This is a genomic window from Neolewinella persica DSM 23188 (assembly GCF_000373105.1).
Taxonomy (GTDB): Bacteria; Bacteroidota; Bacteroidia; order Chitinophagales; family Saprospiraceae; genus Neolewinella; species Neolewinella persica.
This window is the reverse complement of the sequence record NZ_KB890436.1, coordinates 152,009-177,294: the sequence shown is the minus strand read 5'-3', so window position 1 is coordinate 177,294 and position 25,286 is coordinate 152,009. Positions and strand designations below refer to the sequence as shown.

General features: G+C 52.4%; 21 protein-coding genes. 12 read left to right on the top strand and 9 right to left on the bottom strand.

All coding sequences use genetic code 11. The annotated features are described in order from the left end of the window. Positions 1 to 44: 44 nt before the first annotated feature. Entirely contained in the window at positions 45 to 2,447 is a 2,403-nt protein-coding gene (locus B036_RS0115375) for an outer membrane beta-barrel protein (RefSeq protein ID WP_020569624.1), read from the top strand. A 26-nt stretch (positions 2,448 to 2,473) separates the two neighbouring features. Here the strand turns inward: B036_RS0115375 and B036_RS0115370 are convergent, their stop codons facing one another. The 4 genes from B036_RS0115370 to murQ form a co-directional block, all read right to left on the bottom strand. Then, positions 2,474 to 2,800, bottom strand: coding sequence for a hypothetical protein (locus B036_RS0115370; protein ID WP_026232026.1), 327 nt, complete (start codon positions 2,798 to 2,800; stop codon positions 2,474 to 2,476). Between the two features lie 242 nt (positions 2,801 to 3,042). After that, a complete protein-coding gene (locus B036_RS0115365) occupies positions 3,043 to 3,438 on the bottom strand; it encodes a VOC family protein (RefSeq protein ID WP_020569623.1) in 396 nt (131 codons plus the stop codon). Positions 3,439 to 3,483: 45 nt separating this feature from the next. Next, on the bottom strand, positions 3,484 to 4,338 hold the full coding sequence (gene blaOXA / locus B036_RS0115360) for a class D beta-lactamase (protein ID WP_026232024.1): 855 nt from the start codon (positions 4,336 to 4,338) through the stop codon (positions 3,484 to 3,486). Positions 4,339 to 4,373: 35 nt separating this feature from the next. Beyond that, complete coding sequence (gene murQ, locus B036_RS0115355; RefSeq protein ID WP_020569621.1) at positions 4,374 to 5,171, bottom strand: N-acetylmuramic acid 6-phosphate etherase; 798 nt, start codon at positions 5,169 to 5,171, stop codon at positions 4,374 to 4,376. Between the two features lie 145 nt (positions 5,172 to 5,316). Between murQ and B036_RS0115350 the strand changes: the two genes are divergently transcribed. Then, positions 5,317 to 5,505: a hypothetical protein gene (locus B036_RS0115350; RefSeq protein ID WP_020569620.1), complete on the top strand. Its 189-nt coding sequence runs from the start codon at positions 5,317 to 5,319 to the stop codon at positions 5,503 to 5,505. A 6-nt stretch (positions 5,506 to 5,511) separates the two neighbouring features. On the opposite strand, the gene B036_RS0115345 is transcribed toward B036_RS0115350, so the two are convergent. Next, on the bottom strand, positions 5,512 to 7,764 hold the full coding sequence (locus B036_RS0115345) for a T9SS type A sorting domain-containing protein (RefSeq protein ID WP_020569619.1): 2,253 nt from the start codon (positions 7,762 to 7,764) through the stop codon (positions 5,512 to 5,514). Between the two features lie 248 nt (positions 7,765 to 8,012). Between B036_RS0115345 and B036_RS0115340 the strand changes: the two genes are divergently transcribed. Beyond that, the gene (locus tag B036_RS0115340) at positions 8,013 to 9,989 is read left to right on the top strand and encodes a Na+/H+ antiporter NhaC family protein (RefSeq protein WP_020569618.1); all 1,977 of its coding nucleotides are present in this window, start codon (positions 8,013 to 8,015) and stop codon (positions 9,987 to 9,989) included. Positions 9,990 to 10,306: 317 nt separating this feature from the next. On the opposite strand, the gene B036_RS0115335 is transcribed toward B036_RS0115340, so the two are convergent. The 3 genes from B036_RS0115335 to B036_RS32200 form a co-directional block, all read right to left on the bottom strand. After that, positions 10,307 to 10,873, bottom strand: a complete 567-nt coding sequence (locus B036_RS0115335) for an RsmD family RNA methyltransferase (RefSeq protein WP_020569617.1) — start codon at positions 10,871 to 10,873, stop codon at positions 10,307 to 10,309. Between the two features lie 290 nt (positions 10,874 to 11,163). After that, complete coding sequence (locus B036_RS0115330) at positions 11,164 to 12,012, bottom strand: DUF3822 family protein (RefSeq protein WP_020569616.1); 849 nt, start codon at positions 12,010 to 12,012, stop codon at positions 11,164 to 11,166. After that, complete coding sequence (locus B036_RS32200) at positions 12,003 to 12,584, bottom strand: hypothetical protein (protein WP_020569615.1); 582 nt, start codon at positions 12,582 to 12,584, stop codon at positions 12,003 to 12,005. Before B036_RS32200 ends, B036_RS0115330 begins: the two co-directional genes overlap by 10 nt. 557 nt (positions 12,585 to 13,141) lie before the next feature. On the opposite strand from B036_RS32200, the gene tsaD reads away from it, so the two are divergent. The 8 genes from tsaD (at position 13,142) to B036_RS32195 (ending at position 22,046) form a co-directional block, all read left to right on the top strand. Then, positions 13,142 to 14,134 (top strand): tRNA (adenosine(37)-N6)-threonylcarbamoyltransferase complex transferase subunit TsaD, encoded by a 993-nt coding sequence (tsaD, locus tag B036_RS0115320; protein WP_026232023.1) that lies wholly within the window; start codon positions 13,142 to 13,144, stop codon positions 14,132 to 14,134. A 135-nt stretch (positions 14,135 to 14,269) separates the two neighbouring features. Continuing rightward, a complete protein-coding gene (locus B036_RS0115315) occupies positions 14,270 to 15,034 on the top strand; it encodes a DUF697 domain-containing protein (protein WP_020569613.1) in 765 nt (254 codons plus the stop codon). A 143-nt stretch (positions 15,035 to 15,177) separates the two neighbouring features. Beyond that, the gene (gene scpB, locus B036_RS0115310; protein WP_020569612.1) at positions 15,178 to 15,756 is read left to right on the top strand and encodes an SMC-Scp complex subunit ScpB; all 579 of its coding nucleotides are present in this window, start codon (positions 15,178 to 15,180) and stop codon (positions 15,754 to 15,756) included. Positions 15,757 to 16,245: 489 nt separating this feature from the next. Next, positions 16,246 to 16,764 (top strand): DUF2480 family protein, encoded by a 519-nt coding sequence (locus B036_RS0115305; RefSeq protein WP_020569611.1) that lies wholly within the window; start codon positions 16,246 to 16,248, stop codon positions 16,762 to 16,764. Between the two features lie 72 nt (positions 16,765 to 16,836). Beyond that, positions 16,837 to 17,949 carry a type IX secretion system membrane protein PorP/SprF gene (locus tag B036_RS0115300; protein ID WP_020569610.1) on the top strand — a complete coding sequence of 371 codons (1,113 nt, stop codon included), beginning with the start codon at positions 16,837 to 16,839 and terminating at the stop codon, positions 17,947 to 17,949. Positions 17,950 to 18,088: 139 nt separating this feature from the next. Next, positions 18,089 to 20,704 (top strand): DUF1573 domain-containing protein, encoded by a 2,616-nt coding sequence (locus B036_RS0115295; protein ID WP_020569609.1) that lies wholly within the window; start codon positions 18,089 to 18,091, stop codon positions 20,702 to 20,704. Between the two features lie 85 nt (positions 20,705 to 20,789). After that, on the top strand, positions 20,790 to 21,176 hold the full coding sequence (locus tag B036_RS0115290; RefSeq protein ID WP_020569608.1) for a DUF805 domain-containing protein: 387 nt from the start codon (positions 20,790 to 20,792) through the stop codon (positions 21,174 to 21,176). Positions 21,177 to 21,299: 123 nt separating this feature from the next. Then, positions 21,300 to 22,046: a BPSS1780 family membrane protein gene (locus B036_RS32195; protein ID WP_020569607.1), complete on the top strand. Its 747-nt coding sequence runs from the start codon at positions 21,300 to 21,302 to the stop codon at positions 22,044 to 22,046. 133 nt (positions 22,047 to 22,179) lie between these two features. Here B036_RS32195 and B036_RS0115280 read toward each other — a convergent pair whose 3' ends face one another. Continuing rightward, positions 22,180 to 23,280 carry an alkene reductase gene (locus tag B036_RS0115280; protein ID WP_020569606.1) on the bottom strand — a complete coding sequence of 367 codons (1,101 nt, stop codon included), beginning with the start codon at positions 23,278 to 23,280 and terminating at the stop codon, positions 22,180 to 22,182. Between the two features lie 151 nt (positions 23,281 to 23,431). Here B036_RS0115280 and B036_RS0115270 point away from each other — a divergent pair, with 151 nt between their 5' ends. Then, positions 23,432 to 25,060, top strand: a complete 1,629-nt coding sequence (locus tag B036_RS0115270; protein ID WP_245557478.1) for a GH3 family domain-containing protein — start codon at positions 23,432 to 23,434, stop codon at positions 25,058 to 25,060. Positions 25,061 to 25,286: the final 226 nt, after the last annotated feature.

The window sequence follows — 25,286 nt, the reverse complement described above, 5'->3', positions numbered from 1 at the left end:
CGGCTCAGGGGCACCACTGCCCAAGCCAACCAACACCCACTAATATGAAAACTTTCTACTGCGCTTGTCTTACTTTGCTCTTAACCTTTGCCTGCACCAGCGTCCGCGCCCAGGAAAATAAAGCATTAGAAAACGGCAGCATCACGGGAAGGGTCTTGAACGATGATGCCCCTGCCGAATTTACCAATATTTTGCTTTTGACTGCCGCAGACAGCGCGGTGGTAAAACTTGAGCTTGCTGACGAAACCGGACGTTTCGGATTTAATGGCGTCCCGGCGGCGGACTACTTCATCCGTACGACTGGCATCGGTTACGGCCAGGCGGATCACCCGCGCTTCACCCTGGTTGCAGGCCAGGACCTCGTCCTGCCGGTCTATCAAATCAGCGGCTCAGCTACCAACCTGGAAACCGTGGAAGTGGTAGCCCGCAAACCATTTCTCGAGCAGAAAGCGGGTATGCTCGTCGTTAACGTAGACCAAAGCATCACCGGACAAGGTGGTACCGTCATCGATATGCTGCGTAAGGTGCCGGGGATTGTGGTTGCCGGAAACCGGATCCAGATGGCCGGAAAATCTGGAATCACCATCCTGATTGATGGACGCCCCACCAAGTATATGGACATCCAGAGCCTGCTCAGGGACATGCCGGCGGACAACATCAAATCCATCGAAGTCATCAGCCAACCCGGCGCGCAGTACGATGCCGAAGGCTCCGGTGGCGTAATCAACCTCGTACTGAAAAAGAACAGCCTACTGGGCACCAACGGTTCTGTTTACGTAGGCGGGGGCTACGGTGAACGCCCCAAATACCGGGCCGGAGGCCAGCTGAGCCATCGGGCCGGCGACCTTAACCTTACCGGTGGGGCATCCTGGAACCAAAACAGCTGGGTAGAAGGCCTTGACCTCGTCCGACGCTTCGACGACCGCAACTATGTACAAACGAACCGCGACTTCGGCGTCCCTAATTCTTACAGCCTCCGTGGTGGTGTGGACTACGACGTTACGGACCAGCAGCGTATTGGCCTCAACGCCCGCTACAACTGGGGGCAAAGCCCCCGGTCGGCCAACAACATGACCGAAATCCGTAGTCCTGAAACGGATGAATTACTGGAGTCGTTTGTCACCTCTGCCGAGCGAAATCGCCCCTGGACAAGCCTGAATCTTGACGCCTTTTACCGCATCAAACTCGACACCAGTGGCCAGGAAATTAATTTCGATGGCAGTTATAACCGGTTTACCCGGGACGGGCGCGTCGCGCTAAAAACGGTCGGTTCCGATTTCCCAGACCGGGTCAACCTGGAGCCATCGTCGGCCGACATCGTTTCTGCCCAGGTAGATTACAAAAAGCCGCTCAGTAATACCCTGATTTTTAAAGCAGGCGCTAAAGCCAGTACGGCGGCGCTTGACAATGAATTGCTTGCCCGCTTCAGCCAGAATGGGGAAATGGTCGTTGACCAAAACCTTAGTAACAAGTTCCTCTACGACGAGAACATCAAAGCTGCCTACACCAGCATTGGGTGGGAAAAGGGAGACCTGAGCGCGAACTTCGGTCTTCGCTTTGAAGACACTAAGATGGAAGGCTATAACGTCACGCTTGACAGCACCAACAATCGAAATTTCAACCAATTATTCCCTTCCTTAAGTTTTAATGCGCCGGCTTTCGGGCCCATCGGAGTTTCTGTCGCCTACAGCTACCGCATCGAGCGGCCAAGTTACTATGACCTGAATCCTTTCGTAAGTTACCTTGATCCGTTAACCTTCGAAAAGGGTAACCCTTTTCTCCGTCCTGAATTGATCCACAGCGGCCAATTCAGCCTTACCTACGAAAAGCAGCCGTTCTTTAACCTGAGTTATGATTATACCAGCGACGTGATTGCAGATGTAACGGAACAGGACTCAGAAACGGGTGTAGCCTTTCAGAACACGGTCAATCTTGACCGTTACATCCGTTATGGCGGCAGCCTCTTTCTCCCTTTAGACTTTATCGCCAAACCGATCTCCGGCTACATCGGCGGAATGCTCTACTACAATGATTACACTTCTGATTACCTCGGTGGTCAGCTGGATCAGGACCAGTGGAGCTTCACGGGTTTTTTCCAGGTCAACGCCAAGTTACCAGGTGAGTGGAAGGGCGAGGTCTCCGGCTGGTACCAGGGCAACGGTATTGACGGAATTATCCGTACCGACCCGCTGTACGGTGTGTCTGCCGGAGTGGAGAAAGATTTCTTCGACGATCGTTTGAATTTCATTCTCTCCGGAGACGGCATCGTTCAGAAATTCTTTACCGGTACCATTCGTTACCAGGAGCAAAATCTGGATCTTCGTTCCATCTGGGAAGCGCCCGTGGTTTCCGTGAAGCTGACCTATAAATTTGGCAACCGGTTTATGAAGAATAATGAAGGACGTAAAAGTGCGGCTTCGGAGGAACGGGGGCGGCTCAACGACTAACTTAGGGACGCGAATTAAATAAAGTGTCATTCTTGAGCTGGCGCTTTTGTTCTCACTGTACTTGAAAAATTCTTTGCATAGCCATAGCTACGGAAAGAATTTTTAAGTGCGGTGAGTAAGTCCGGCGATACCGGCACCAACGATGACGATATTGGGAGCTGATTTGCCGGACATCCGTTGGCCCGCAAGCTGGTCAGATAACAGATGCGGCAAAAGGAAACCTCCCAACGTAAGTTTACCGGTATTTTCCAAAAACCTTCGGCGGTGTCCAGGCCTTCTTTTTCGGCCCGCAGAGCCAGCGCAAGGGCTTTTCGTACAGTAGCGAATAAAGGTGATTTTGCAGGCTGCTTCATGGTGAATTCGTTAGGGTGTATATCAGTACGGTGACTATATATGTTGACAAGGTAAAAGGCTTGTCCCCCACGTATTCACCAATGACAAAGAGGTGCGTTTTGAGATCAATTTTAGCGACTTCAGTAAAGATATGGCCAATGGTTGAGTCGGTCAAGGCCCTGGTTTAGAAGGTAGCAATGAGGTGGTCGATATCGATGCGGGTGGTTTTAGGATGGCGCGGCCGCAGGTGCTAAGGATGTGTTTAAAGGCAATACTCCTCCATCTGCTTTAGGAACCCCGCCTCGTCTTTAAAGGCAATAATATTTCCGTCCGGGTCTTTGAATTTGGCGACAGTTCCCCAGCTGTGTTCCTGGTAATCGACGTTGATGTCCCGGGCGGCGGTAGCCGCAGCAGCCGCTTTCACATCCGCCACGTTAAGCCGCAGGCAGGTAAAGGTTTTCAGCTGGTCGGAAGGCAATTCCAGGTACTCCTTTCGGTCCTCTCGCTCTACCATCAGATAAGTCCCGTAAAAGTCGTAGCAGGTCAACGCCTCGTTGGCAAAGTGAATGGGTAGTTGAAGCTTTTTGCCATAAAAATCGAGGCAGGCCTCATAGTTTCTGACATAAAGGATCTGGCCGGTGCGGAGGACGTTAATCATGTTGATAACAACATCAGTAGCTACCGTTTAGATGTAAGTAAAAGGCTATAATACCCCCAGGTTTGCAAGGGCCAGTCTCGTTATCCGAACCCGGACGGCCGCAAATCCGTCCATCTCGAAACCCGGTCCAGGTGAAACATTAGTGGCGAAGTAATAGACCTCATCTCCACGCGCAACGAAGCCGACAAACCAGCCGTTGTTGTCTTCGCCATTGATCGACCAGCCGGTTTTACCACTCAAGGTATAGTCATCAGTCTGCTCCATCACCATAATATCCCGGATGGCGCGTTGAGTCGCTGGCCGGATGGGAAGTTCTTTGTGGTAAATACGCCGCAAGAATTCAATCTGTTCCATTGGGCTAATCCGGGAGTCACCGCCAAGCCAGAAGTTGTCCACCGTTGCGGAGTCGAAGACCATCCCGGGGTATCCGAGACGATCTAATTCTGCCCGCATCCGTTCTGCGCCAACGGCCCGGGCGACCTCCTGATAGCACGGTACGCAGGAAGCGGCGAAAGCTTCCTTCAGTGTCAGGTCATGCTCCCAGGCATCGAGCCAGCGGTCGCCGCCATCCCACTTAAAGAGGTGGTCCGGGCTGGCGGCGACACCCGTTTCCAGGGCGATGATGGTGTTCGGGATTTTGAAGGTGGAGGCGGGGAGGTAGCCGGTGTTTGCTTCATCGAAGTTGTTGGAATGGTAAGTATTGGCACCTTCGTCGAAGAGTAGGATTGTACCGGTTAGGTTGATGGAATCTAGAAGAATCTGGAAGACTTCCTCCTTCAGCTGAGACGGGGATGTCTTTCTCTCCTCGTTTTCAATCTTTGTCTCTGAGGTTGCCGGGCCGCAACTCAGGAGGAGCATTAGGAATAAGCTGAGGAAGCTAAGGATTAGGCGTGTGAGCATTTCGGTGGGTTGGATTGACGTTATTGGGGAGGCTTTTATTTTTCAATCACCGCCCGCACACTCCCCTCCAACAACAACCGTCGTTTAGCCTCCTCGTAAGAAATCCCCAGCGCATCGACGATCATCTTAGTCCCCCGGTCTACCAGTTTGGCGTTAGAGAGTTGCATGTCCACCATGCGGTTGTCTTTAACACGGCCGAGGCGAATCATCGTGGTGGTAGTGATCATGTTGAGGATCAGCTTCTGGGCGGTGCCGGATTTCATCCGGGTACTACCGGTGACGACCTCAGGACCAACGACTGCCACGATGGGATGATCGGCGTGCTCGGTGACCGGTGCACCGGGGTTGCAGGTGACGCAAGCGGTCAGTATCCCATTTTCCCGGCAGGCTTTGAGACCACCAACTACGTAGGGTGTTGTCCCCGAGGCGGCGATCCCGATCATGACATCATTGGGGCCGATGTTGTGTGCCTGAAGGTCTTCCCATCCCTGGCCTTCAGCGTCTTCGGCAGATTCGACGGGGTGGCGCAAGGCGTGGTCTCCGCCGGCAATCAGGCCAACTACCCATTCGGGCGGCACACCGAAGGTCGGTGGGCATTCGCTGGCATCCAGCACACCCAGCCGGCCGCTGGTGCCGGCGCCGGTATAGAAGATCCGGCCGCCGCGCTGCATGCGCGGGACTATTTCCTCGACCAGGGCCGTCAGTTCAGGAATGCAACGTTCTACCGCCAGGGCGACTTTTTGATCTTCACGATTAATGTTCGTCAGCAATTCCAGGGTAGATTGCTTTTCGAGGTGGCGGTAAAGACCTGGTTGTTCGGTTATCTTTTGCATATGTTTGAATTATGGGAAGGCAGTCATAAGAACCTCCTCCCAACCCTCCCCACGGGGGAGGGTTTTTAAAACGCTGCGCGTATTCTGGTCAGGTAACCGAGGCCATCGATTATCCGGAGCAATTTATGGCTAAATCCTTTTAACAATGAAGTCCCCCTTTTTTCGTGCCTTTGGCTTTTTCGTACTATTCACGCTACTGTCGTCATTTGCCTCCTGGTTCAGAGAGGAAACCCTTAATCAAGATGTAGTCATCGATTCAGCGCTCGGTGGTAGTGTCACTGCAGCACTGCTATACTTCTGGCAGTTTAAAAAGGTTGATCACCAACCGGAGTAAGCCGAATTAACGTACTACTACCTTCCGGGCAGCAACGCCTCCCGGCCCACTGGCCCGAACGATGTATACACCAGTACTGAGCCCCTCCAACTTCCATTGCACCTGCGTCCGCGCCTGCTGAACCTGCTCGGTACGCAACACCCGACCATTGACATCCAATAAAGTCAGTACCCGTACCGCTCCTTGCGGCCAACCGGAAGCGATGAGTAGCTCACTGGCAGGGTTGGGAGAAACGGCAAAATCAAAATCCGGTCGAACAGCGGATAAAAGACCAGTCGTCGCGTCCGTATTCAGGTTGGACGTGAAAAAAGTCACGCCGCCGCGCTGGTTACCCACGACGACTTCAAGTTTACCATCACCATCAAAATCTCCGAATCCGGGGTTGGAAAAACCTCCTACGTCAAGGTCATCCACCGTTTTGGTTAATAAGGTAAACGGCTCGGTATACGCACTATCGATGCCAAACCGATAGGCCTGAATGTTCCCGGTGCGGTTTCCAGAAAGGACAAGCGTATAGTTGGGGTTTTGAATCACCCAGGGGTTCGGATGTCCCGTGCTCACCCCCGGTGCGTTCGTATTGATGGCTCCTAACTGGATCATATTTCCGGCCGCCGCAACGTCTGCATTAAACGCCGGCACTGTTTCCGTTCCGATGTTGCGGTAAAACCGAATCCGCCCGTCAAAACCACCCACCAGCAAGTCCGTTTTCCCATCGCGATCAAGGTCAGAAAGGAATGGCTTGCTGAACTGGCCGGCATCGAGGCCCTGCCAGGCAAAGACAAGTTGAGCAAAGGTCGCGGTGTTTCCGGGGCCGGCAGTATTCTCTCCATAAAAGAGCTGACCATCCCGATTACCAATGACCACATCGAGGTCACCGTCATCATCCAGATCGCCAAAAGTAGGTGCAAAGGCCCAGCCGGTGGTTTGGAAGGCACTCATCCCGAGATAGTCCTCATCGGTCAATTCGAAGGCGATCTCTCCGCCATCGGGCGTAACGTTGCGCAGCAAGCGCAATCGGCTGTCCAGGGAATTTTCTGGTGTATACTCGTCATTGTTGCCCAATACCAGGTCAGGGCGGCCGTCGGCATCGTAATCGAAAACGGTGACGTTGGCGGAGGTCCCCAAGTCTATCATGTCACGAACAAGCTTACGGTCGTCCTGAAATACAAAATCCGGAGACGCTTCCGTGCCTTCATTGCGGTAATACCACATTACCGAGACGTCGGAACCATTGAGGACAACAGAAGGGGATCCGATGATATCACGGACGCCATCCTGGTCGATATCGACGTAAAAAGCCGCCGGAAAAGAGGCAATGTCTAAGATGGTTTCATTCTGGTTCCACGCGGAATCCTGCGCGCTGATCCATGCATTGTCCACCGTACCGTTATTCAGGCCGAGCACAAGACGATCGAAAGAGACGTCACCGAGCATCACGTCAAGCAACCCATTTCCGTCGTAATCAAAAGCGGTAATTGAGGAGCCGGAGTGGCGGGGCCGGCCGCCGCCGGAAGGGTTGGTAAAGTTGTCGAAGCATTCCCCCGGGCCGGAAGAAAGGTCTAGCTTGGTGGTAATACCACTTTCGTAAAAGCCTCCCCAACACTGGGTTTCGAGGGTATAGATCAGGGTATCTGTGCCAAAACCCCGTTCCACACTTTGATTTTGATAATATTCCACGTAGCCACCATTTACGGAAAAGGTGATCAGGTCCAGGTCGCCGTCAAAATCGAAATCTTCGACCGCCGGGTAATCGATACTGCTGACAAAGATGAGTGTCCGGTTCCCTTGGAACGGGAAATAAATCAGCGGCAGCGCGCCACCGAAATCGATAAGCGAGAATTCCAGCAGGCCATCCGCTCTGCGATGTCCCCGGAGTACCCGGATTGCATCCACACTTTCGGCGTAAGTAAAAATGTCGGGGGTGCCATCGGCATCAAAATCCCGCAGCAAGATCCATCCGGTGGTAGTGTCCGGGAAGTGGGCGGTGAGTTCGGGAGCTTCTTCGTAGTTGCCCATACCATCGCCTCGCATCGCCAGGTGAATTTCTCCTGCTTTATCAAAAAAGTAGAGGTCGTCGACACCATCTCCATCCAGGTCTTCCGCCTGGGTTTGCGGCGTATTTAGTCCACCAAACCACGCTAGCGGTAGCGGACGACCTTCTGCGCGAACTACGGGATAGGTGCGGGTAAGTTCAATGTTTTGTGCGATCAAGGCGCTGGAAAAAGCGACAAGGACAAGTAGGATGAAGTGTTTTAGCATGTAACATTTTTTTGGCGCGGCCGCTGGTGCAAGGAAGGTTAAGAAGAAGCAAAGTTGTGAATAAATGCCCCCTTTGAGAAATTGATTGTAATGTCCTGTTGAAAGCGCGCAGCACTCTAACAAGCCCTCTCCTTCCGTGCTCCGGGAAGGATTGGAAGGGAGATTTTGACAATTGCTCCGTACATGGTGATTATTTGAACAACGCATTAGCTCACACTCACTATATTACGACCCGTTAATCTTACGCTATGCCCCACCCAAAGTTTACCCTTTACCTGCTATTTATTAGTCTGCTGTTAGCCATTTCATCGCTTCGCGGCCAAACGGAGAACGCCAACTGGCTTCGCGAGCTTGAGTTTACGGCCGGAGATGGCCTCGCTTTCCCGGAATCGGCCGCCAACGTTAAAATTAACGATGAGACGGTGACCTTCACCCAGGTCAACGGCAAACAGGTTGTGGCGATCAACCCAGGTCTCCACCTCATTAAAGCCGGTGGTAACACTGCGCTCTACCACCTCTCCGACAGTGCGGGTAATGCTCCTAACAGGTTGCGCCGGATACCGCTGTGGCTCTCCATTTTGCCGCCTCTGGTGGCCATAGGATTGGCCCTTATTTTCAAAGAAGTACTAATTTCTTTGTTCGCGGGTATCTGGGTTGGTGCCTTTGTTGCCGGCGGACTCAGGTTCGAGGGCTTCCTCGGCATTGTCAAATCCTTATTAGAAACCATTGAGGTTTATGTCATCAAGGCGCTCAATGACGGTGACCACCTTTCGATCATTGTGTTCAGTCTTATGGTCGGTGGTATGGTGGCCATTATTAGTCGTAATGGTGGCATGGCTGGCGTAGTGGAGCGAATGACAAAATACGCACGCACACCAAAGTCAGCCCAGTTCATTACCTGGCTTCTCGGTGTAGCGATATTTTTCGATGACTACGCCAACACCCTCATTGTTGGGAACACCATGCGGTCAGTAACGGACCGCTTCCGGGTAAGCCGGGAGAAGCTGGCTTACATTGTTGACTCTACAGCAGCCCCCGTTGCGTCCATCGCCTTTATTACCACTTGGATCGGGGCAGAGATTGGATACATCAGCGATGGGATTGAAACCGTCCCCGAACTGGTCAACATGGCACCCTATGCCATCTTTCTACAAAGTCTGAAATACAGTTTCTACCCCATACTCACCCTTGGTTTTATCCTGTTCATCATCCTCACCAAACGCGACTTTGGGCCAATGCTTAAAGCTGAACGACGCGCTCTGGAAACTGGCTTGGTCAAAGCCTCCAATACAGAGACCGACGACGTGGCCGAAACCGAAGACCTGGAGCCCGTAAAAGGCGCTCCTCTGCGCTCTCGTAATGCCGTCATTCCCGTCCTAACGGTTATCCTGATGACCATCATCGGCCTGCTGGACACCGGATTATCTTCCATCTATGGGGAACTGAGTCCCGCTCCGATATCCGACGGATGGGGAGCTACCTGGGCCGCTATGGACGGTAGCTTCTTCGGCAAACTCGGCGAAGTGGTCGGTGCATCCAATAGCTACGTTGCCCTGTTGTGGGCCAGTATCAGCGGTGTCGTGGTGGCCATCATCCTCACCATCAGTCAGCGCATCATGAACATAGAGCAGACAATGGGCAGCCTGACCTCCGGCTTCAAGGCCATGTTTGGTGCCATCATGATTCTGACCCTTGCCTGGGCGCTTGCCCTGACCACTAAAGACCTCCACACAGCGACCTTTCTCGTCGACCTCCTCGGCGACAGCCTCCATCCTTATTTCATTCCGCCGATCATCTTTGTCCTCTCGGCGTTAATCAGTTTCAGTACCGGTTCCAGCTGGAGTACTATGGCCATTCTTTACCCCATCGCCATTCCGCTTACCTGGGCAGTAGCGACAACAGGAGCCGGTTGGGAGGCCGAAGCCGCGCTGGGTCTACTGTACAACGTTATTTCTATTGTCCTTGCCGCCAGCGTTCTTGGCGACCATTGTTCGCCGATCTCCGATACCACCATACTTTCCAGCCTCGCTTCCGATTGTAATCACATCGACCACGTTCGGACGCAGCTGCCCTATGCCCTGACGGTTGGTGCCGTAAGTATCACTGCCGGGTTCCTGGCCTCTCTCCTGGGTGGAGGCTGGCTGCTGTGCGGGGTGCTGATGCTGATCAGCCTGGTGATGCTTTATGGGATTGTTCGTTGGCGGGGGCAACTCATTGCGCCGTAAGCGCGACTTTAGACGAAAAGTCGCTGCGCTCCTTTTATTGGTTTGGTAGACGGGCTTCGCCCTCGGTAGCAGATCGTGCTGCCGCATATGGTAGCTCACTTCGTTCGTCGTGGCTCCTGCCCTGCACCCGCGGCCACGCCATTAGGTTAATTACGTACTCAAGGAGTCAGCGTATTTGCTCTCCAACACAAGCCTTCCTTAGTGTAGCCCTTAATGTCTGAGTGCCTTAATGGTTTTTCAATCTTGAACCGCACGAGCAGAGCGCCCAAAACCGTACGTTAGCCCTAAAAGCAAAGCGTGCAGCGACTTCTCGTCTACTACTCCTCTTCGACGTCTTCCAGATTTTGGAAGAACCAAAAAATGGTCTTTCCGTAGTTCCGCTTCTCTACGCAACGAGGGTCGCCGGCAAAATCATGGTGTGGGTTGGTTTCCATCACAAAGAGGCCTTTTGGCGCCAGGAGGCCCGCCTCAAAGATCAGGTCCGGAATTTCCGGAATATTCTTGAGCGGGTACGGTGGGCCGGCGAAGATGTAGGAATAGGGCTCCCGCACTTTCATTTTCATGAACTTGAAAACGTCCATCCGAAAGATCTTGATGTAGTCCTCCACCCCCAGAGTTTTGACGGTACGCTCAACAAAGGCAACCGCAGGACCGTGTTTGTCAACGTAGGTTACGTCTGTACACCCCCGGCTCATAAATTCATAATCGTGACTGCCGGTTCCGCCGAACAGATCGAGAAATCGCTCGTCTTCAAAATCAAGCCAGTTGTTGTGCAAAACGTTGAAGAGGCCTTCCTTGGCGTAGTCCGTCGTAGGGCGGGTAGGCCAGTTATCTGCAGGCGGGCTAAAACGACGGCCTTTAAATTTTCCGGAAATAATGCGCATAAGTAAAGGAGTTACAGTGGTTGCAGAGTCGCTGCGCTCTGTTGCAGGGTTGCAGGGTTGCAGGGTTGCAGGGTTGCAGGGTTGCAGGGTTGCAGGGTTGCAGGGTTGCAGGGTTGCAGGGTTGCAGGGTTGCAGAAAAATCCGGCAAGCAGGTTGATTAACCTAATTCTCTTACAACTATTAATGAAAAAATGCCTGTCTCACCTACCTCTTGCGGTAGCTGCAACGCACTGCAGGTGCACTGCAACAGGAAGCGAAGCGACCGGCCTGCAACACTCGCTTAGCGAGTTCTAACCTAAACACAGCAGTTCAAAATAAAGATGTGCCGGCAGGCCTGCCAATTCAGGAGGTGAGGAAGGTGGTGTGGGGTACTGGCAGAACCTGATGTCCTCCACGTACCGATAAAACTGCCGATACAAATCGCTGTGCTCAGTTATTTCGCCGCACAGGTAAAGGGGGACCCGGTTGGGCGTCCAGCCACATTGCTGGAAGGCCAGAAGCAGGTAGTACAGCGCATCGTGCGAACTGGAGTAAGAAAAGGTATTAAAAAACAGCAGTTGCCCATTTCGGTGAGCCGCGATAAAAAGCCTGGACCCACGGACAGCACAAGAGATGGATTGGTGGCCCAGCCGTCGAGAACGTGCTCCCCAGGCGGAAAGTAGTCCTCCCGCCATGTGATGCGTTCGTAAGGAACGCAGGCGGCGTTCCGTAGCCTCAAGCTTTGCGGAGGGCGCCGCAAAAAGGAGCTCTCCTCCCAATTCCTGATAGCGCTCTGCACGTACGGCGTCATCGAGCCCTATAAGGGTCAATTGTTCCAGATAGATGCGGGGGTTCCCCGCATCGTAAAGCGTTTCAGGCACCAGCGTAAGCCTTTCGCTTTCCCACCCCATGATACAATTACCGTAGGACAGGGAACGAAGTTTGTCATCGGCCAGTACTAGACGGTCGAGGGTAGTTGGCCAATCAGCTTGCTCACCAGCGGTGATGGTTTGCGAACGATAGGCCATTAATTCGTTACGCGTACGATCCCGGATGACATACGCAAAACTGTCCATCCCCGTAAGGATGGACAGTTCGTAATCGTGCGCACTTTCCGGTCGGAAAGCCGCGGCGGTTATATCGTAGTTGCTTACTGCCAACTCCCGGAAATCGTTGGCTTGTTAAGATCGCCGAACTTGATCGGGGTGTTGGGATCGTAAGTTTGATCGTAGCGCTGGTATTTTTTGTCCGCGTATTGACCCATGAATTCTTTCTGGCGAACACCTACCTGAACAACCGGGACATTAGTAGACTGGTATTCGATGGTTTTGGCATCGATATCGAAGTTCACCTTACCGTCAGTGAAAGGAACTACTTCCAGGTCTTCAAGGACGATGCCCAGACCGGGGAAGGTATCCTTTGCGGCGATGTAAGTAGTGTCGTAAGTAACGGTCCCTCCATCAACGGCATCGGCATCACCAACTACGCGGATAGAAAGAAGCTTTCCTTCTCTCATCACTTGCTTGAGTGTGTCGAAAGTAGGAGCATATTCACCGGTAATATCCCGGTAAAGTTCCTGAGCGGAACGGATCATTTCCAATTTGCTGGAAACGGCGTCGGTACGAACTGCCCGTTCGCTGTTAAAGGCGATGGGTTCTTCGATACTTTTGTATAACAGGAAGGCCAAAACGAAGGCCAGAACCAGGAAGAGTAGACTGAATAGTGTGCGCATCTGAGGCTTTTAATTTGTGCAAGTATAAAACATTTCTTGCATCCAGTAGATGCAAGTTAGCTTTTGATTGGTGGAACAGCGTACAAAATTTAATGTTTGTGGGCAGTTCAGGCGATTTTTCTTCTGTTTTGGCCTTATTCAGCGAGCCAAAAAGTTACTGAGCTCCTTTTCCTGTAGGTCAAGCTTCGCCTTTGGTAGTATTTAAGGGGTAGAGGAATGGCTGCCACAATTCGAAAAATGCTGCACTCACCCTGGTGAGCCGCTTAGTTGGCGAACAAGTTAGTAGTTGGCGCTGCGACCGTTCGCGGTGTTGCGCTTGCTTACCTTTGGAAAACGAGCCCAGCGAAGAGAGCGGAGCTTACGGCGGCAACTCAGAGACTACCCAACTCACTACGTTTGGTAACGGACAGGAGAAAAAAATCGAAAACACTGCCCATCATCCTAAACTTTATCCGAAATTTGCAACCCCTGCAACCCCTGCAACCCCTGCAACCCCTGCAACCCCTGCAACCCCTGCAACCCCTGCAACCCCTGCAACCCCTGCAACCCCTGCAACCATGCCCACGATCTTAGCCATAGAGTCCAGTTGTGACGACACCTCAGCCGCCATTGTGGCCGACGGAGTGGTACTCAGCAACGTCACTGCCGGACAGGTCGTGCACGAAGAATTTGGTGGCGTAGTGCCCGAGCACGCCAGTCGGGCGCACCAGCGTAATATTGTCCCGACAGTGGCCGTAGCCCTGAAGCGCGCGGATAGAAAACCCGAAGACATCGATGCCGTCGCCTTCACCCGGGGACCAGGCCTGATCGGCTCCCTCATGGTTGGGGTTAGTTTTGCCAAAGCTTTTGCGCTGGCCCGCAATCTTCCGCTGATCGAAGTAGACCACATGCAGGCCCACGTGCTGGCGCATTTTGCCGAAGACCCAAAACCTAAATTTCCATTCCTCTGCCTGACGGTTTCTGGCGGACACACACAACTCGTTGTCGTCAAAACAGCCCTCGAGCAAGAAATCATCGGCCGAACCATCGATGATGCTGCCGGCGAAGCCTTCGACAAATCGGGAAAGATGCTCGGCCTCCCCTACCCTGCCGGGCCGGAGATCGATAAACTGGCCCGCCAGGGTTCGCCAACCATCAAATTCGCCAGGCCCGACCCAGGCGAACTCAACTTCAGTTTCAGCGGTCTCAAAACCAGCATCCTTTATACGTTACAGAAACGCATCAAGGCGGAGCCCGACTTCGTGAAAGACAACCTGGCCGACATCTGTGCCTCCATCCAGCACACCATTGTATTCATTCTTTTGCGTAAATTGGAAATGGCTGCTGAGCAAACCGGACTTACGGAAATTGCTTTAGCTGGCGGCGTTTCGGCCAATAGCGGCCTGCGAGAAGGGTTGGCCGAGCTCGGCGCAGCGAAAGGGTGGTCTACCTATATTCCCCGTATTGAGTATTGCACAGACAATGCGGCGATGATTGGGGTTACCGGCAGCTTCAAGTATGAGGCGGGGGAGTTTGTGGGGCAGGAGGTCGCGCCTGCGGCGCGGCTATAGGCGCTTCGCGCCAATAGCTAGATGAAAAGGAGCGCAGCGAATTTTCGTCTACCCATCCCTGCTCTTCGTCGAACTTCCCCCTGCACCAGCGGCCGCGCCCCTAACTTAGTGGTCCCTAAACACGTTACTTGAAATATGCGCAAGAAGATCCAAGACATCGCAACCAAGAAACTTAAAGATTCCTTTATGAGTCCCAAAGGCAACAAACATCAAAGCAAGCACGCCGAAACCGTGATCCGTAACCACGTGATCTGGAGCATGGGTGCCAGTTACATTATTCCGCTTCCAATTGCGGATGTATTCGCCGTCTCTGCGCTTCAGCTGGACATGATTCGTCAGCTTTGCCGCGTGTATGACATCGACTTTGCCGAAACCCAGGGTAAAGCCATTGTATCTGCACTGACTACGAGTACCATGGCCCGTGCCGGTGCCCGTAGCCTGATTAAGATTATCCCCGTAGTCGGCAGTGTCGTCGGTGGCATCACTACTGCGGTGATCAACGGTGCCAGTACTTACGCCCTTGGCGAAGTCTTCAAAAAACATTTCGCCAATGGCGGCACCTTCCTTGATTTCGATACCGATCGGCTGAAGAAAGTTTACCGCGAGAAATTCGAAAAAGGTAAAAAAGTAGCTAAAGAGTGGAGAGAAGAGACTTCGGATGTTCCCGAAACCGATGCTCCGCAACCTGCTGCTGCCGTTACACCCGACCCCGAACCGGCACCCAGCAAGGCGAAAAAAGCAAGCAAAAAAGACACTGCTGCCGCTGAACCGGATGAGCCAGTAGTTACGGTGATGGACGACGACGCCATTCGCAAGATCAGAGAACTCGCCGAAATGAAGGCGCAGAACATCATCACGGAGGAAGAATTTGAAGCGATGAAGAAACGGATCATCGGCTAATAGCGAGTCAAACAGTCAAGTAGTCAGAGAGTCAAACAGTGCCACCACAGCGTGCTGTTTGACTCTTTGAGTTTACGACTATTTGACTATTTGACTTTACGACTACCTGACTATTTGACTACCAACCTATCTTCGCCGCTCAAATGGAATACCTCCCCCAACACATCGAGGCATTGATCTTCGCTGCCCCTACGCCCGTCTCCCTGGAAGAGTTGCAAAACGTCTTACTGGAAAACTTTGGCGTGCGCTTTGCGCAAAAGGTTATGCTGGAAGCCATTGACGCGTTAAAAAAGCGGTACGATCTCGACATTCACAGCTTTGAGATCATTGAGGTGGCCGGCGGCTACCAATTCATGAGCAAAGGGGCTTACCACGAGACAATTGGCACCCATTTGCGGCTACAGAGCAATAAAAAGCTCAGCCGGTCGGCCCTGGAGACCTTAAGCATAATTGCCTATAAACAGCCCGTGGTCAAATCAGAGCTGGAAAAAATCCGGGGCGTTTCCTGCGATTATTCCATCCAAAAGCTCCTGGAAAAAGAGCTGATCACGATTTCTGGTCGGGCCGAGACCATCGGCAAACCACTCCTTTACTCCGTGACGGATCGGTTTATGGACTATTTCGGCATTAATAGCCTGGAAGACCTGCCACAACCGAAAGACTTTGCTTTGCCGGAGAATACGGTGGGGGCTCCGGAGGAGTTGATGGTGGAAGAGGAATAGTTCATAGTCGGTAGTAGGTAATTCATAGTCGCTACCGCATGGTTCTGCTCGCTGCGCTCGTAAAATTCTCGATTCTCGAAGGGTGATGCTCGATTCTTGATTGGCTACCGCAATTGGCAGCTCGCTACGCTCGTTTGGCTCAGCGTTGAAAACCACTTAGGCATTAAGGTTTAACGCTAAGAATTACGACACATTACCGGACATGTCGGTATACCGATTACGTGACTATCTGACTATTTGACTCCCTGACTATTCTGGGCGCGGCCGCAGGTGCAACAATTGGTTGATGGCAAAGACAGGGCTTACTCCCCAAAGCGGCTACTCTGTGCTCCCTCTCTAAGAAAATCAGCTAAGTAGCAACTTCTCCCCCCGTGCTCGAATGAGAAGGGCACGAACGGAGTAAGCATAGGTCGTGCGGCAGCTCTACTAGATTATCCACTACTAAACTACAAGACTAATAAGGTGTTCTTTAACCACAATCAACAAGCCATGTCGGAAACATTAGTAAACAAAGTAGCCAACTCCCGCCTGATCACCCTCAAGCTGGAGGAGTACTGGCCTACCGCCGCATTTGCTGTTTTTGACCTTAAGGATTACCTCTACATGGAGTTGATGCTAAAGGAAAAAGACTTCCGGGAGAGCGTCAAAACGCATGATTTTAGTCAGTATCAGGACAAAACCTTGTTAGTGTTCTGTTCGACCGACGCCATTGTGCCGTCGTGGGCTTATATGCTGGTGGCGGCTGCCGCCGCCCCTTTCACCGCCGATGTCTACCTGGGCACTGAGGCAGAATACCTGCGCCAACATTACCGCCAAACCATTGCCGGGCTTGATTTGGAAGCGTTTACCGACCAGCGGGTAGTGGTAAAAGGTTGTGGCGAAAAGCAAGTGCCCGCCTCCGCATACCTTGACATAACTGCGCGGTTGCGTCCCGTAGTCCGCTCCATTATGTACGGTGAGCCGTGCAGTACCGTACCGGTCTTTAAAAAGCCACTTACGCGGAAGTAGTATTTCTGCTTATCTTGGGCCTTCCGGCGCAGTTTGAAGTGTCGGATAATTCCCAAGATTAACCGCCCGCCCATGCGCTTCAGCCGCTTACTCTTTTTCGCCGCCTTTGCCCTGTCTACCCTCTCTTTGGGCGCACAAGACGTTCATTACACGCTACATAACTACGCGCCGCTCTGGCTCAACCCTGCCAATACTGGTGCCTTTTCCGGCTCCATCCGGGTAGGTGGGGTTTACCGGGGGCAGTGGTATAGCCTCAATGGCATCAACTCTCCTACTGCGTACGCTGATGCTCCGCTCGCTTTCGGGTTCCGGAAACAGGACTGGGTTGGGGTTGGTTTCAGCCTCGTGAGTGACAACGCAGGAGACTTTAACCTTTCCTCCACCTTTTTCGGATTCAGTGGCGCTTACCACCTTTCACTGGACAAGAACCGAACGAACATTCTTACGCTAGGCGTTCAATACGGCAGCACCTCCTACGGCCTGAAAATGCCGGACGGTACGCCGGATCAACAGCGCATCTTCGATGTTGGTATCGGAGGGCAAGGACTTAGCGGAGAAATGATCGGTATGCCCGACACTGGCCAGGGCAACCAGGGGAATAATAACGACAGCTATAATGACCTTAATGCTGGCGTGAAACTAAAACTACTGCTGGACAAGAAGAGTGGCAACACCTTTGAAGCCGGGATTTCAGTATTGCACCTGAACCGGGCCAGACGGAACAGCCTGGTGGAGCGGATCATGGAGCCAGGCGATACCATGCCTGATGGAACACCGATTGAGCCCGTTGGAGGAGGCCCGGAAAGTCGTCGTCGCGCCGGCACCATCCACGCTCACGCCCGTCTCGACCTGGAGATGAGCGACAAGTGGCGGTTCCAGCCCACTGCCTTTTTCCAGAACAGCGCCGGTTCCAGTTCTATTTCCATGCAAGCCTGGGGCAGCCGCAACCTGAAGAAAGACCTCGACCTGCGTATTGGTTTGGGCTACCGTACGGCCGATGCCGCCAAGGTGATGGTCGGCTTCGACACTGACCGCCTGCGCGCAGCGCTGGCCTACGATATAACCCTGAGCCAGGCCAGAAACGTCAATAGCTATCAGGGCGCCTTCGAACTAGGCTTGGCCTATATCTTCAATATTTACAAGAAACCTGAAGTGGCGCCGACGATACTTTGTCCGCGACTTTAACGACTTGTTTACACGCCCGGGGATTGGTTGAACGTTATTTTCACCCCCCTCCCCATACCCTCCCCACGGGGGAGGGGCTTCGTAGAAACGCTGCGCGTTTCAAAACGATAACCTCCAACTACCTTTCAGCATCCTACCGATGAAATACATTCTTTCCACGCTTCTCCTTTTTGTCTTTGCGCTTCAGGTAGCGGCCCAGCCGCTGGCTGGCGCAGCTAAGATTGATCAATTGCTGGCTGCGGCCGACAGTGCCCGGATCACCGACAACTGGTTCATTGCCCTGGAGAATTACGAGCTGGCCTACGATCAGGACGATGAGCTTCCACTGCGCCCCGTTATTGCGCTGATGAACCTCAACTTGCGGGACATCAAAGCGGCCGTGCGCAACTACACCCAGGTTTTCCGCCGGGCAGAAGCCAGTGACACCACCAACAACATCCACCGCTATCATTATGCACGCGCGCTGAAGATGGACGGCCAGTACGATGATGCACGGACCTATTTCGAGAATTTCCTGCAGCACAATACAGACGAACGGCTGGAAACCTTCGCAAAACTGGAACTGGAGGGTATTAAGCTTTACCGCGATGCTCCTAAGGAAACGAGTGAGGTTAGCCTGGATATACTGGAGGGTCGCGTTAATAGTTCCTTCAGCGAATACTCTCCGGTACTTAGTGCCGACGGAGAGACGCTTTATTATTCAACCTGGGACGCAACCACGGCGGTGGAACAATCCGACGCCAATGATGAAAAATCTTTTAGCCGGATTTTCACCTCAAAGAAAGACAGTAAGGGAAAGTGGGGAAAGCCTACCGCACTGGGTAAAGAGGTAAACCGACCTGGGGTACACTCCGCTAATCCGGCGCTGAGTGCCGATGGCCGCCGGCTCATATACAACCGTATCCGGATGGAAAGCAACCGCATTGCGGAGGCGAAGATTTATGTATCCGACGTAGAAGATACCGGCTGGAAAAGCGGCAACCCCGTCTCCGGCATCAATGGAGATAACCATTTAGCTATTCAACCAGCGCCGGGCGAACTGTTCGGTCGGGAAGTGCTGTTCTTCGTTTCTGACATGGACGGCGGTGAAGGCGGCCGCGATATCTACTACGCCAACTACGAAGGTGACGGCCGCTACGGTGCGCCGGTAAACCTCGGCCCAACGATCAACACCCTGGGTGACGACGATACTCCCTTTTATTTTGATGGCACCCTCTACTATTCCTCCAATGGACGCCCGACAATGGGCGGTTTTGATATTTTTTATTCCGCCTGGAACGGCAGCGAATGGAGTGAAGCGGAAAACATGGGACCTGGTTTCAACAGCTACGTTGACGATCAAAGCCTGAGTGTCTTTGGCGACGGCCTCGTTGGCTTCATGACCAGTAACCGCGAAGGTGGCCGCTCGGTAAAAAGCAAAACCTGCTGCGACGATATTTACGGCTTCCAGATTGCGAGCCTTTACGCTAACCTCGTCGTTGGCCTGTTCAATGAGGCTAAGGAACCTCTAACCACCGGTACCATAGGTCTACAGCCGCTGCTCAACGACCGGCCCAGCGGGCCTGGCACCCAAAAGTCCCGCGATGACGGTAACCGCTTTGACTTCGGTCTGGAGCTGGAGACAGCTTATTCTGTAGTAGCTACCCATCCCGGTTACTACCCCGACACGGTGGAGGTCAACACCCTCGGCCTTACGGAAAGCAAGGAGTTGCAGCATATCTTCTTCCTGAAGCCAATTCCGGTGCCTCCGGCAGTTGATACTACGGCCAAAGACATCGACCTCGGGGTTGCGGTAACGCTGGAAAATATTCTCTACGACTTTGCCGACGACAAAATCCTTCCTGCTGCCGAAAACGATTTGCGCGTCCTGCAAGCGGTCATGGAAAAATATCCGGATATGGTCATCGAACTCGGTTCCCATACGGACAGCCGGGGGGAAGCGGAGTACAACGAACGGTTGAGCCAGCGTCGTGCAGCCAGCGCCAGAAAATGGTTGATTGTCAACGGCGGCATTGCCGGCCCACGGATCAAAACCAAGGGTTACGGTAAAACCGTGCCACAGACCGTTAATCAGCGGCTGGCCGAAAGAGTCGACTTCCTGAACGAAGGCGATGTATTGACCGACGAGTACATCCGGGGACTATCCGACGAAGCTAACAGAGAACGTGCCCACCAACTGAATCGCCGTACCGAATTTAAGGTACTGGAAGGACCTACGGAGTTCAAAATTCGCCTGGACCTGATTGAACGCAGCGAGCCGGCCCCAAACCGCGGTGCTGAACCAAGCACTTCAACTTCCACTGCACCTGCGGCCGCGCCCACCAAAACCACGAAGGTGGCACAAAAGCCTGAGCAGGATACTGCAGGCACCACCAATGACACCATCACCCGCTTCTCCAGCCTTTACGGACAAAAAGATATTAAAGGCCTTCCCGTTCTGCAATTCGACAAGCGGGAACTGAACCTCTACGACGTCAAAAAAGGTCAAAAGCGAAGCTTTGAGTACACGTTCACCAACACTGGTAAGGTGCCAGCCAAGATCATGCTCATTCAGGCTTGTGACTGTACGACCATAGAACACAATAACGCTAAGGTGTATAAACCTGGCGACAGTGGCGTGCTCAAAATAACGTTCGACAGTTCGGAAAAGGAGGAAGATGAAACCATCGTCATCGACATCTACCTGGAGCAAAACGATAAGAACGATCTGCCAATTCTGGAAATGGTGGAGTATAGTTTCCGCCTACTGAAGTAGCCCCATAATTTGGTTTTTTTGATGGGTGGACTATCTTTAGGGTTATAACACACCCTTTTCATCATCCTGCAAAACCATCCTATCAATGGTAGAATATTATAAACTTGCGTTGAGCAAGTATGCCCAGTTCACCGGCCGCTCGCGTCGAAGCGAATTCTGGTATTTTGTTTTAGGCAACTTCGTTGTCGGCCTAATTATTGGATTAGTCGGCGGCATTCTCGGGGATACTATCTCGACCGGATTGAGCGGCCTCTACAACCTCGCCATATTCATTCCTTCTATTGCTGTAGCCGTTCGTCGACTGCACGATACCGGCCGTAGTGGTTGGTGGTACCTGATCGCATTCACGATCATCGGTATCTTCCTGCTTATTTACTGGTGGGCACTGGATAGTGAGCCAGGAGTCAACAAGTGGGGCCCGAACCCGAAAACCGGTGAAGCTGCTGACATCAGCAGCCACTTGGTAGACTAAGAGATTAGCCACCAAACGCTACATGTTACGGACCACGCGCCGCTGCTTTGCCAGCCGGCGCGTGGTTTTCTCATTTTTTTAATTAAACTGCTGACCTATCAGCTTTCCTAAAATCCTTACACAATGACACGTTATCCTGAGCAAGTAGATCTTGCCATCAATAAGTCTTACGCCTTCAACTTTGGCGATTACATCAGCCGAGGTTTCAGCCTGATTGGTAAAAACCCGGGACTGTTCATTGGTTATGCCTTTGTTTATATGTTGATCGTCATGGTTTGCCAGATCATTCCAATATTGGGACCCATTGCGTCCTTCGTCGTTACTCCTTGCCTTACGGCAGGGTTTTATCTGGCCGCCCATAAACAAGAAGAGGGGCAAACCCTTGAATTCGGAGACTTTTTCAAGGGCTTCGACTTCATCGGCCAACTGATCCTGATCTCCTTGATCCAGGCGGGGCTGCTGCTCCTCACCATGATTCCCATCGGTGCTATGATGTTCTTCACGCTTGACGTCACCAGCGGAGATGACTTCCCGATACTTACGGTAGCTTTAGCGCTTCTCTTATTCTTACCCATCGTTTATATTATGGTAGCCTGGTCCTTTGCTCCTTTCCTGGTCCTGTTTCATAAAATGGAAGCCTGGCCGGCGATGGAGGCCAGCAGGAAAATCATCTCCTCCAACTGGGCCATGTTCTTTCTGTTTTACATTGTTGCCGGGTTTATCACGATGCTGGGCTTAATCGCCCTTGGATTTGGTATTCTTTATACTTTGCCCGCAGTAATGTGCATGTACTACGCTGCCTTCCGCGACATTGTTGGTGTGCCCGGGGCTCATTCTGAAGGCTCTTTTATGGACCATCTGGTAGACTAACCGCATCGCAGCCTGCTCAAAACCGTGCGGCCTCATTTGTATGACGTTCCTTAATTGGAAAACGATGCCCCTCGGATCACATGATCGAGGGGCATCATTATGTTATCAAGTAAAATAAAGCATTGTCTTTTAACTAGCTGACCGATTCCTTCACCAGGAAGGGGTAATCTATGTATCCGACGGGGCCGGGGGTGTAAAAGGTATCTTGCTTTGGTAGCTGAAGTCGGGCGTCCTGGCGGAATCGTTCCACAAGATCGGGGTTAGAAATGAAGGGGCGGCCGAAGGCGACTAAGTCTCCCTTGTTGGCCTGCAGGTCATTTTCTGCCTCAATTGCATCGTAGTTGCCAGAGAGAATCAGCGTTCGGTTGAAGGTATCCCGAAGGCTCCGTTTGATGCTTTCCGGAACGGCGGGTGCGCCCATCCCCACGTGGTCTACGGTGTGCAAATAGGCTATGCCTGCATCGTTGGCCATTGCAGCCAGGCGCTGGTAGGTTTCTTCTATGCTGTCATATTCGCCCATTTCGTTGAGGACGCCGTAGGGGCTTACGCGCATGCCGACCCGGTCAGCACCAATAGCAGCAACGACTGCTTCCATCACATTGCGGACCAGTCGTAGTCGGTTTTCGATGCTTCCGCCAAACTGGTCGTCACGTTTATTGGTAATCGGGCTAATAAACTGTTCCAGCAGGTAACCATTGGCAGCGTGGATCTCTACGCCATCGAAGCCACCGATCTCTACCGCCAGCTTGGCGGTTGCTGCGTATTCTTCAACGACATCGACGATATCCTGAACGTTCATTGGCCGGGCTAGGGGAATTGGAAGTTCGCCCTTACCATCAACATACATTTTCAGATCAGCGAAAGGCACGGCACTGGGGGCGAGCACCTCCGCGCCGGCGGGCATGTTGCCCGGATGGCTGACCCTTCCGGTATGCATGATTTGTAGAAAAATCCGGCCACCTTTTTCATGCACCGCATCGGTGGTCAGCTTCCAGCCCCGGGCCTGTTCGGGGGTAAAACATCCCGGGATGCGGGGGTAGCCCAAGCCATTCGGGCTCGGCGAAGTGCCCTCGGTAATAATGAGGCCAGCACCGGCACGCTGGCCGTAATAAGTGGCCATCAGAGAATTAGGAATATTATCGATGGCACGGCTACGGGTGAGAGGAGCCATTACGACCCGGTTTTTTAAATTAGTATTGCCCAGTTCGCAGGGCGAAAAAAGTTGGTCTTTCATTTGATTTTGTTTTTTACTAAAACAGGAGTGCAGGCAACCAGGTTCGGGAGTATTCTGCAGCAGCGCCGTTTCTTTAATTTGGGCGCGGACGCAGGTGCAGAAGATTTGGATAAAAGAGCACGGCAGAAGGTGTTACCCAAACCACTTCACTTTGCTCCTTAACACCTTTAGTTTGCACCTGCGGCCGCGCCATCAAACACCTTCACTGCTAAAGTGGTTATCAGAAGGTACCTTTCACCAATCAACCAATATGGCCTTCTTCGGACAAATCGTCAAAACGCTTCTTGAGACCAAACACAACCTGCTACCTCAAGAGCCATCGGACCCATTAGCCGCGCAGGAAGCGCAATTGAAGACTTTACTTGAAACGGCAAAAGACACTGCCTTCGGCAAATTTTATAATTTCTCCGGCTTACTGGAAGCCGAGGATATACGCGCAGCCTACGCCAAAACTGTTCCCCTGCACGACTACAACAACATGAACGAGCGGTGGTGGAAACAGCAAAGAAAGTACCCCGACATCACCTGGCCAGGGAAGCCCGAATACTATGCCCTGAGTAGCGGTACTACCGGTAAAAAGAGTAAGCGTATTCCCGTCACCAATGAAATGTTGGAATGTACACAACGAGTAGGCCGGGCCCAGGCCGAGAGCCTGGCAAATTTCGACCTGCCAGCAGCTCTATTTGAAAAAGACATCCTGATGCTGACCAGTTCTGCGGATCTCGATGAACACAATGGTGCGCTGGAAGGGGAGATCAGCGGCATCAACGTCAGTAATCTACCCTCTTTCATGGAGGGCTTTTACAAACCGGGTATTGAAATTGCCAAAATCCCCGATTGGGATACCCGGGTACAACGCATTGCGGAGGAGGCGCCAAATTGGGACGTAGCTGCCCTTGCGGGTATTCCCAGTTGGATGGTGATGATGCTGCGTAAGGTTATTGAGGTAAACAAGCTCGACAGCATTCATGATATATGGCCAAATCTCTCCGTCTACACCACTGGAGGTGTAGCCTTCGAGCCTTATCGCAAAAGCTTCGAGTCCTTACTTGATCACCCCATCATCATCATGGACACCTACCTGGCGAGCGAGGGCTTTTACGCCTTTAATGCCCGGCCAGACACTATGTCGATGCAGCTCGCCCTTGATCATGGTTTGTATTTCGAGTTCGTCCCACACGATGCTGACGGTTTTGACGCTACCGGTGCCATCCTGGATAAACCTAAAGTCGTAGACTATCGTGAGGTAATTGAAAATAAAGACTATGCCCTGATCGTCAGTTCCCCAGCTGGTGCCTGGCGCTACATGATTGGTGATACCGTTAAATTTACGGATAAGGCTAAAATGGAGATTGTGATCACCGGGCGGACTAAGTACTGGCTCAACGTGGTTGGTTCCCAACTGTCAGAAGAAAAGCTTAACGCCGCGATCGCTGCCCTTAATGAAGCCACTGGGGCCGGGGTCAAAGAATTCACCGTAGGAGCTGTACCAACCGAAGACGGCAAGGATTATTACCACCAGTGGGTTCTGGGCATCGAAAATGGAAAATTGGAGGAAGCCACCGCCGTCAAACTTCTTGATGAACACTTGCAGGAGGTCAACAAAAATTACAAAGTGGCCAGAAGCAAAGCGCTTAAAGGGGTGAAAGTGAAATTGGCGAAAGCCGACGAGTTGTATGGCTTTCTGGAAAGGAAAAAGAAAAAAGGTGGTCAGATCAAATTTCCTAAAGTAATGACCGCGGAGCAACTTGGGGAGCTAATGGACTGGCTGAAACAGTAGCCCGATTGGGGTGTTTTTGTACTTTATAATGCAAGCCCGCTGAGTAGCAGTGAGATAATGTCTCCTAAACCTTAAAAATAACCTCCCGAAAACCGGGGTCACCCCAGGTTTTTTACTGAACTTTGCGGGAATATTGCGGCTGACTTTGCTTGACATAAAAACCAAGCCCGTTCAGAACCGTTAGCTAAGCTATTACACGTGGCCTTCCCACCACCATGCCACGTGC

What these genes read in the sequence shown, in the direction of transcription:
- B036_RS0115375 (WP_020569624.1), top strand. Translation starts at nt 45, where the DNA reads ATGAAAACTTTCTACTGCGCTTGTCTTACTTTGCTCTTAACCTTTGCC.
- B036_RS0115370 (WP_026232026.1), bottom strand. Translation starts at nt 2,800, where the DNA reads ATGAAGCAGCCTGCAAAATCACCTTTATTCGCTACTGTACGAAAAGCC.
- B036_RS0115365 (WP_020569623.1), bottom strand. Translation starts at nt 3,438, where the DNA reads ATGATTAACGTCCTCCGCACCGGCCAGATCCTTTATGTCAGAAACTAT.
- blaOXA (WP_026232024.1), bottom strand. Translation starts at nt 4,338, where the DNA reads ATGCTCACACGCCTAATCCTTAGCTTCCTCAGCTTATTCCTAATGCTC.
- murQ (WP_020569621.1), bottom strand. Translation starts at nt 5,171, where the DNA reads ATGCAAAAGATAACCGAACAACCAGGTCTTTACCGCCACCTCGAAAAG.
- B036_RS0115350 (WP_020569620.1), top strand. Translation starts at nt 5,317, where the DNA reads ATGAAGTCCCCCTTTTTTCGTGCCTTTGGCTTTTTCGTACTATTCACG.
- B036_RS0115345 (WP_020569619.1), bottom strand. Translation starts at nt 7,764, where the DNA reads ATGCTAAAACACTTCATCCTACTTGTCCTTGTCGCTTTTTCCAGCGCC.
- B036_RS0115340 (WP_020569618.1), top strand. Translation starts at nt 8,013, where the DNA reads ATGCCCCACCCAAAGTTTACCCTTTACCTGCTATTTATTAGTCTGCTG.
- B036_RS0115335 (WP_020569617.1), bottom strand. Translation starts at nt 10,873, where the DNA reads ATGCGCATTATTTCCGGAAAATTTAAAGGCCGTCGTTTTAGCCCGCCT.
- B036_RS32200 (WP_020569615.1), bottom strand. Translation starts at nt 12,584, where the DNA reads ATGCGCACACTATTCAGTCTACTCTTCCTGGTTCTGGCCTTCGTTTTG.
- tsaD (WP_026232023.1), top strand. Translation starts at nt 13,142, where the DNA reads ATGCCCACGATCTTAGCCATAGAGTCCAGTTGTGACGACACCTCAGCC.
- B036_RS0115315 (WP_020569613.1), top strand. Translation starts at nt 14,270, where the DNA reads ATGCGCAAGAAGATCCAAGACATCGCAACCAAGAAACTTAAAGATTCC.
- scpB (WP_020569612.1), top strand. Translation starts at nt 15,178, where the DNA reads ATGGAATACCTCCCCCAACACATCGAGGCATTGATCTTCGCTGCCCCT.
- B036_RS0115305 (WP_020569611.1), top strand. Translation starts at nt 16,246, where the DNA reads ATGTCGGAAACATTAGTAAACAAAGTAGCCAACTCCCGCCTGATCACC.
- B036_RS0115300 (WP_020569610.1), top strand. Translation starts at nt 16,837, where the DNA reads ATGCGCTTCAGCCGCTTACTCTTTTTCGCCGCCTTTGCCCTGTCTACC.
- B036_RS0115295 (WP_020569609.1), top strand. Translation starts at nt 18,089, where the DNA reads ATGAAATACATTCTTTCCACGCTTCTCCTTTTTGTCTTTGCGCTTCAG.
- B036_RS0115290 (WP_020569608.1), top strand. Translation starts at nt 20,790, where the DNA reads ATGGTAGAATATTATAAACTTGCGTTGAGCAAGTATGCCCAGTTCACC.
- B036_RS32195 (WP_020569607.1), top strand. Translation starts at nt 21,300, where the DNA reads ATGACACGTTATCCTGAGCAAGTAGATCTTGCCATCAATAAGTCTTAC.
- B036_RS0115280 (WP_020569606.1), bottom strand. Translation starts at nt 23,280, where the DNA reads ATGAAAGACCAACTTTTTTCGCCCTGCGAACTGGGCAATACTAATTTA.